The following is a 7203-nucleotide window of genomic DNA, read 5'->3' on the forward strand; positions in this document are numbered from 1 at the left end:
ATTCGGCCCCATGGACGCGCCGCCGGGTGGAGCCGGCTCGCCGGGCGCCGCCGCGCCGACCGCCACCGGGTCGCCGGCACCCGGGCCGGCCGCCGGCGGGCTGCCGCGCCGGGTGCACGCGGGGTACGCCCTCGGGTCGCTGGCCACAGGCGCGTTCGGCACCGTGCCCGGGCTGCTCCTGCTGCCGTACCTGACCGACACCCTCGGCGTCGCGGCGGGCGTGGCCGCCCTGCTGGTGCTCCTGCCGAAGGCGTGGGACGTGCTGGTCAACCCGGTCGCCGGCCGGATCTCCGACCGCACCCGGTCGCGCTGGGGCGCCCGCCGGCCGTACCTGCTGGGCGCCGGTGTCGCGCTCGGCGTGCTCTTCGCCGCCATCTTCGCCGCGCCGTTCGGGGCCGGGCCGGCCGCCGGGGCGTACGTCGCCGTCGCCTTCCTCGCCACCGCCACCGCGTTCGCCTTCTTCCAGGTGCCGTACGTGGCGATGCCCGCCGAGCTGACCGGCGACTACGCCGAACGTACCCGGCTGATGAGCTGGCGGATCGCGGTGCTCGCGCTGGCCATCCTGGTCTCCGGCGCGGTGGCCCCGCTGGTGCGCGACGCGGGCGGCGGTGGCGTGCCGGGACACCGCTGGATGGGGCTCTTCGTCGCCGGCCTGATCGTGCTCGGCGCGGTCGGCGCGTTCGCCGGCACCCGCGCCGCCCCCGAGGGCGCGGTGGGGGAGAGCGAGCCGACGCTGCGCGCCCAGCTCGCCGTCGCCGGGCGCAACCGGCCGTTCCGGGCGCTGCTGGTCTGCTTCGTGGTGCAGTCCGCCGGGGTGGCCACCATCCTCGCCGGGGTCAACTACTTCGCCGACCAGATCCTGCGCGACCCCGACGGCGGGCCGACCGTCCTGTTCGTCTGCTTCGTGGGGCCCGCGCTGCTGGTGATGCCGCTCTGGACCCGGGTCGGCGCGCGGGTCGGCAAGCTCGCCGCCCTGGTGGCCGCGTCGCTGATCTTCGCGGCGGGCGCGCTGGCCCTGGTCGCCGCGCCGCTGCTCCCCGCGGCGGCGGTCTACCTCCTGGTCGCGCTGGTCGGCGTCGGGTACGCGGGCCAGCAGGTCTTCGCCCTCGCCATGCTCCCGGACTGCATCGCGTACGACACGGCGCGCACCGGTCGGCGGCAGGCCGGCGTGTTCACCGGCCTCTGGACGGCGGGGGAGACCCTCGGGCTGGCCCTCGGGCCGGGCATCTTCGGCCTGGTGCTCCACGTCGGCGGCTACGTCTCCTCCGACACCGGCACCGCCGCCGCCCAGCCCGGCACCGCCCGCCTCGGCATCCTGCTCGGCTTCACCGTGCTGCCCGCCCTCCTGGTGGCCGTGGCCACCCTCCTCCTGCGCCCCTACGACCTGACCCCGGCCCGCCTCGCCGCCGCCGGGGCGGCGGGTGCGGCCCGGGACGACAGCCGCCGAACCCACGGAAAGGGCGTCACGACTCCATGATCGACGAGAGGCCGGGCGGCACCGCGCTGCCCCGAAACGGGTTGCCCGCCGAGCGGGTGCTGGCCGAGGTGCGCGCGCTGCGCGCCGCCGACCGGCCCACCCACGGGGGGCGGCTCTTCGCGTACGTGTACGACCCGGCCGTGCCGGGGCTGGACGAGCTGGCCGCCGCCGCGCACGCGGAGAGCGCGCACGTCAACGGGCTCGACCCGACCGCCTTCCCGTCCCTGCTGGCGATGGAGAACGCGCTGGTCGGCGCGGCGGCCCGGCTGCTCGGGGGCGGCCCGGGCGGCGCCGCGCCGGACGCCGTCGGCAGCGTCACCAGCGGCGGCACGGAGTCGCTGATCCTGGCCGTGAAGGCCGCCCGCGACGCCCACCCCGCGATCGGCGCGCCCCGGATCGTGGTGCCGGCCAGCGCGCACGCCGCGTTCGCGAAGGCGGCCCACTACCTGCGGGTCGCCGTGGACACGGTGCCCGTGTCGGCGTCCACGCTCCGGCCGGCCGCCGCCGACGTGGCCGCCGCCATCGGCCCGGAGACCGTGCTGGTGGCCTGCTCCGCCCCCTCGTACGCGCACGGCGTCGTCGACCCCGTCGTCGAGATCGCCGGGGCGGCCGCCGAGGCCGGGGTGCGCTGCCACGTCGACGCCTGCTTCGGCGGCTGGACCCTGCCCTACCTGCGGCGGCTCGGGGCGGACGTGCCGCCGTTCGACTTCGCCGTCACCGGGGTCACCTCGATCTCGGTCGACCTGCACAAGTACGCGTACGCGCCCAAGGGCGTCTCGGTGCTGCTGCACCGCGACCCGGCGCTGCGCGCCCCGCAGTACTTCGCGTACGCGGACTGGCCCGGCTACACGATGGTCAACCCGGTCATCGCCTCCACCCGCTCCGGCGGCCCGATCGCCGCCGCGTACGCGACCCTGCGGCACCTCGGTGACGACGGTTACCTGCGGCTCGCGGCGGCGACGCGGGACGCCGTGACCGGGCTGGCCGACGCCGTCCGCGCGGTCGACGGGCTGCGGCTGATGGCCGAGCCGGAGTCGACCGTCGTCTGCTTCACCGCCACCGACCCGGGGTTGGACCTCTTCGTCCTGGTCGACGAGCTGACCGCCCGGGGCTGGCACACCCAGCCGCAGCTCGCGTACGCCGACCTGCCGCGCAGCGTGCACCTGACCGTGACCGCCGCGGTGGCGCCGCGGGTGGCCGAGTTCGGCCCGGCCCTGGCCGGGGCGGTGGCCGCCGCCCGGGCGGCCGGTCCGGTGGCGCTCCCCGGCGACCTGCTGGCCCTCGCCACCACGCTGACCCCCGACGCGCTCACCCCGGACCTGGTCGCCGGCCTGGCCGCCGGGCTCGGCCTGGGCGCTCCGGCCGACGCCGCCGGTGCGGCTCCCGAGCGGATGGCGGTGGTCAACACCCTGCTCGACGCCGCGCCGCCCGCGCTGCGGGAACGCCTGCTCGTGGAGTTCGTCGGCCTGCTGCAACGACCGACCTGGTGACCGGCGGCGGCGCCCGTGCCGGACGCCGCCGCCGGCCCCTCGTGGCCGGCGCAGTCACGCGGCGGGCAGCCTGAGGTCGGTCGGAGCGGTGTTGTCGGCGGGCACGGCGGCTGCCCGCGCGGCGGGCGTCGCCGCGCCGATCCGGGCGAGCCCCGCGCCCAGGACGCCGCAGTTGCGGCAGACGAACCCGATTCGACGTCACGTGGCCGGCAGCGGCGCGGCCGAGGTGGCACGGTTCTTCGGCGCCGAGCGACCCGTCGGCGCCGCCGGCGGCTGTGGTTGACTTGGGGCGGGGTTCGGGGAAGGGGGCGGTCGTGCAGGTGCCGGGAGTGCTCGGCGAGCCGATCCGGTTCGTGCTGAACTGGGGCCGCCGCTACTCGCTCTGGGTCTTCAACTTCGGCCTGGCCTGCTGCGCGATCGAGTTCATCGCCACCAGCATGGGCCGGCACGACTTCATCCGGCTGGGCGTGATCCCGTTCGCGCACGGCCCTCGGCAGGCCGACCTGATGGTGGTCTCCGGCACGGTCACCGACAAGATGGCGCCCGCCATCAAGCGGCTCTACGACCAGATGCCCGAGCCGAAGTACGTCATCTCGTTCGGCGCGTGCTCCAACTGCGGCGGCCCCTACTGGGACTCCTACTCGGTGACCAAGGGCGTCGACCAGCTCATCCCGGTCGACGTCTACGTGCCGGGCTGCCCGCCCCGGCCGGAGGCGCTGCTGCACGGCATCCTGCGCCTGCAGGAGAAGATCGCCGCCGAGCAGTCCGGGATCGGCGGGGTGTCCCGGCCGGACGCGCTCGCCGCGCCGGTCGACGCCCCGCCCGCCGACGCCGGGAGCACCGGCGCCGTCGCGCGCTCGGCGGAGTCGCTGACCGCCCCGCCGGTCCGCCCGCCCACCCGCTGAGCGTCCGCGGCCCGTGCCGCGCGCCGGCCGTCGGAGAACGCGCCGGGGGAGGCCACCACCCGCCGCCGGGCCGGGAAGGACCGGTCGGACGGACGACGCCGGAGGGTGGTCGGCGCGGGCTAGCCTGCGCACCATGAGCCAGTCCGCGGACCAGCGTTCCGCCCACATCGTCCACGTGCTCACCGAGGAGTTCGGCGAGTCGATGGCGCTCGACCCGGCCGCCTTCCGGCGCAAGTTCCGCAAGATGGCCGCCTCGCCGTTCGCCTTCTACCGGGGCAGCGCCTCCCTGTTCTACGCCGACCAGCGCGGCGACTTCGCCGACGACCGGTTCCTCGACGACCGGACCAGCCGGGTGTGGATCCACGGCGACCTGCACGCGGAGAACTTCGGCACGTACATGAACGCCTCCGGGCGACTGGTGTTCAACGTCAACGACTTCGACGAGGCGTACGTCGGGCCGTTCAGCTGGGACCTGAAGCGCCTGGCGGCCAGCGTGGCCCTGCTCGGCTACGCCAAGGCGCTCTCCGACCGGGCGATCAGCGACCTGGTCGCCGGCTTCGCCGGGTCGTACCTGACCGAGCTGCGGGCCATCGCCGCCGGCGGCGACGACGCGATCGGCTCGATCACCCTGGACAACGCCGACGGCGTGCTGCGCCGGGTGCTCCAGCAGGCCCGGCTCAACACCCGGGTCGACCTGCTCGCCACGCAGACCATTGTCGACAACTACGAGCGCCGGTTCTCCCTCGGCGACGGCGTCTTCGAGGTCGACGGCGAGACCCGGGCGAAGGTGTGCGCCGCGTTCGAGGACTACCTCGGCACGCTGCCGCTCTCCTCGGCCCGGCTCCGCCCGGTGGCCACGCACATCAAGGACGTGGTGCTGCGCAAGGGGGTGGGCATCGGCTCGGCCGGGCTGCCGTCGTACAACCTCCTGCTGGAGGGGCACACCGAGGCGCTGGAGAACGACGTCGTCATCTACATGAAGCAGGCCCAGGTGCCGGCGGTGGCCCGGCACATCGCCGACGAGTCGATCGCCGGCTACTTCCGGCACCAGGGGCACCGCACCGCCGAGTCGCAGCGGGCGCTCCAGGCGCACGCCGACCCGTGGCTGGGCTTCACCGAGCTGGACGGGGTCGGCCAGCTCGTCGCCGAGGTCTCCCCGTACGCGGCCGACCTCGACTGGGCCGACGTGAACGAGCCGGAGGAGCTGGCCGGGGTGCTGGCCGACCTGGGCCGGGCGGTCGCCCGGATGCACTCGGTCGCCGACGACGAGTCGAGCCACGACCTGGTGGACTACTCGACCGAGGAGGCGATCGTGGCGGCGGTGGACGCCGACGAGGCGGGTTTCGTGGCCCACCTGGTCGACTTCGCCCACGCGTACGGGGTGCGGACCCGGCAGGACCACCAGCTCTTCGTCGACCTGTTCCGCAACGGCCGGCTGCCGGGGCTCTGACCCTCGTCAGGAGGCGAACTCCAGCACCACCTTGATGTCGTCCGGCTCGGAGGCGTACGCCTGTGCGTACGCCTCCACCGGCACGCGCCGGGTGATCAGCGAGTTCAGCCACGACTGGTCGGCGCGGGTCAGCGCCTCGGCGGCCAGGTCCCAGTGCCGCCGGTTGGCGTTGACGGAGCCGAACACGACGTTGTTCTCCAGCACCAGCGCGCGGTTGAGCGCACCCGCGTCGAGGTCGATGGTCCGCCCGCCGCTGGAGACCCCGGTGAGGCAGACGATGCCGTTCGGCCCGACCTTGCACATCACGTCGAGGACGACGACCGGCGCCCCCGTGCACTCCAGCACCACGTCCGGCTCGAAGTCGAGCTCGTCGACCGGCACCGTGTGGTAGGTCGCCCCGAGCGCCCGGACCAGCTCCGGCTTCGGCCCGGTGGTGTTGCGGTCCAGCACGTGCACGGCCAGCCCGCGCTGCGTGGCCAGCAACGCGGCCAGCAGGCCGATCGGCCCGGCGCCGGTGACCAGCACGGTCTGCGGCTGCCACTCGGCGCGGGCGCCGATCCGCTCGATGTGGTCCCACGCCTTCGCCACCACGCTGGTCGGCTCCAGCAGCACGCCGACCGGGGCGAGGGCCCGGTCCAGCCCGACCGCGAACCGGGGCTGCAGCCGCCACCGGTCCCGGGCGAAGCCGGGCAGCGCCTTGATGCCGTGCTCGGTGAACCGCCCGTTGCGGCACATGTCCCACTCGCCGACCGCGCAGTTCTGGCAGGGCACCGGGTCGGGGTGCCGGACGATCCCGGCCACCAGGTCGCCGGGTTGCAGGGTGCCGGACGGGTCCTCCAGCACCCGGCCCAGCGACTCGTGCCCCAGCACCAGCCGGTCCGCGCCGGGCGGCGCCTCGCCGTAGTGGCCGGCGATGATCTCGTGGTCGGTGCCGCAGATCCCGACCGACAGCGCCTCGACCAGGATCGCGCCCTCCTCGGGCGGCGGCTCGGGATGGTCCTCCGACAGCCGCAGGGAGTCGGCGGCACCCGGGGTGACAGTGACAGCGCGCACGGCCTCATCCTTCCCCGCCGGGCGGCCCGCCGCCGGGCAAAGCGGCCAGATCGCGCCGAACCGCTTTCGGGCCGGCCAGGGTCGCCCGCCGTCCGGGGCCTCGGCTCGCTCCGGCGGCCCGCACGGGGCAGGCCCTAGGATCAGCGGCATGACTCCGGAAGAGGTCGGCCAGCGGATGGTCGCGCTGCTCGCGCCCGCCGAGGCGACCCCGTCGGTCTCCGGCGGTCAGGCGCATGCCCGCGCCACCGTCGACGTGCCCCCGGCGGCCTGGTCGGACGCCCTCCGCGCGGCGCGCGACGACGCGGAGCTGGCCTGCGACTTCTTCGACTGGCTCTCCGCCGTCGACGAGCTGGCCGGCGGCTTCGACGTGGTGGCGCACCTCTGGTCCACCACCCATCGGCACGGGTTGCTGCTGCGCACCCGGGTGCCCCGCGAGGCGGCGGCCGTCGCGTCGGTGGTCGACGTCTACCCGGGCGCCGCGTGGCACGAGCGGGAGACACACGAGATGTTCGGCATCGACTTCCCCGGCCACGCCGGGCTGGCGCCGCTGCTGCTGCCGCCCGAGTTCGAGGGGCACCCGCTGCGCAAGGAGTTCGTGCTCGCCTCCCGGGTGGCCAAGCCCTGGCCGGGGGCCAAGGAGCCGGGCGAGTCCGAGGCCGGCGGCGGACGCCGGCCGATCCGTCCGCCGGGCGTGCCCGCGCCGGGGGAGTGGGGGACGACGCCGACGCCGGCCGGCGCGGGTGGTGCCGGCGAGGGCCCGCGCGGCGGCGCCGGCGGGCCGGGCGGTACGGGTCGGACGGGCCCCGGGCTGTCTCTTATAAACATCTG

6 protein-coding genes are annotated in these 7203 nt (G+C 75.7%); 5 read left to right on the forward strand and 1 reads right to left on the reverse strand.

The window, feature by feature from the left end:
- Positions 1-10 precede the first annotated feature (10 nt).
- The 4 genes from ACSNOB_RS14315 to ACSNOB_RS14330 all read left to right on the forward strand — a co-directional run bounded on the left by ACSNOB_RS14315 (position 11) and on the right by ACSNOB_RS14330 (position 5322).
- The gene (locus ACSNOB_RS14315) at positions 11-1477 is read left to right on the forward strand and encodes an MFS transporter (protein ID WP_436687085.1); all 1467 of its coding nucleotides are present in this window, start codon (positions 11-13) and stop codon (positions 1475-1477) included.
- Entirely contained in the window at positions 1474-2967 is a 1494-nt protein-coding gene (locus ACSNOB_RS14320) for a pyridoxal phosphate-dependent decarboxylase family protein (RefSeq protein ID WP_436687086.1), read from the forward strand. The genes ACSNOB_RS14315 and ACSNOB_RS14320 overlap by 4 nt, the downstream gene beginning before the upstream one ends.
- 314 nt (positions 2968-3281) lie before the next feature.
- Positions 3282-3872, forward strand: coding sequence for an NADH-quinone oxidoreductase subunit B (locus tag ACSNOB_RS14325; RefSeq protein WP_436687087.1), 591 nt, complete (start codon positions 3282-3284; stop codon positions 3870-3872).
- 133 nt (positions 3873-4005) lie between these two features.
- Positions 4006-5322, forward strand: a complete 1317-nt coding sequence (locus ACSNOB_RS14330) for a DUF2252 domain-containing protein (protein ID WP_436687088.1) — start codon at positions 4006-4008, stop codon at positions 5320-5322.
- A 6-nt stretch (positions 5323-5328) separates the two neighbouring features.
- Here ACSNOB_RS14330 and ACSNOB_RS14335 read toward each other — a convergent pair whose 3' ends face one another.
- The gene (locus tag ACSNOB_RS14335) at positions 5329-6375 is read right to left on the reverse strand and encodes a glucose 1-dehydrogenase (protein WP_436687089.1); all 1047 of its coding nucleotides are present in this window, start codon (positions 6373-6375) and stop codon (positions 5329-5331) included.
- Between the two features lie 148 nt (positions 6376-6523).
- Here ACSNOB_RS14335 and ACSNOB_RS14340 point away from each other — a divergent pair.
- Positions 6524-7203 (forward strand): NADH-quinone oxidoreductase subunit C (locus tag ACSNOB_RS14340; RefSeq protein WP_436687090.1); only part of this gene is annotated, 680 nt, incomplete at its 3' end.

The sequence above is a fragment of the Micromonospora sp. URMC 106 genome (assembly GCF_051386395.1).
Lineage (GTDB): Bacteria > Actinomycetota > Actinomycetes > Mycobacteriales > Micromonosporaceae > Micromonospora.

Bases quoted from the DNA above. Each gene is read 5' to 3' on its own strand.
- ACSNOB_RS14315 (WP_436687085.1), top strand. From the start codon at position 11: ATGGACGCGCCGCCGGGTGGAGCCGGCTCGCCGGGCGCCGCCGCGCCG.
- ACSNOB_RS14320 (WP_436687086.1), top strand. From the start codon at position 1,474: ATGATCGACGAGAGGCCGGGCGGCACCGCGCTGCCCCGAAACGGGTTG.
- ACSNOB_RS14330 (WP_436687088.1), top strand. From the start codon at position 4,006: ATGAGCCAGTCCGCGGACCAGCGTTCCGCCCACATCGTCCACGTGCTC.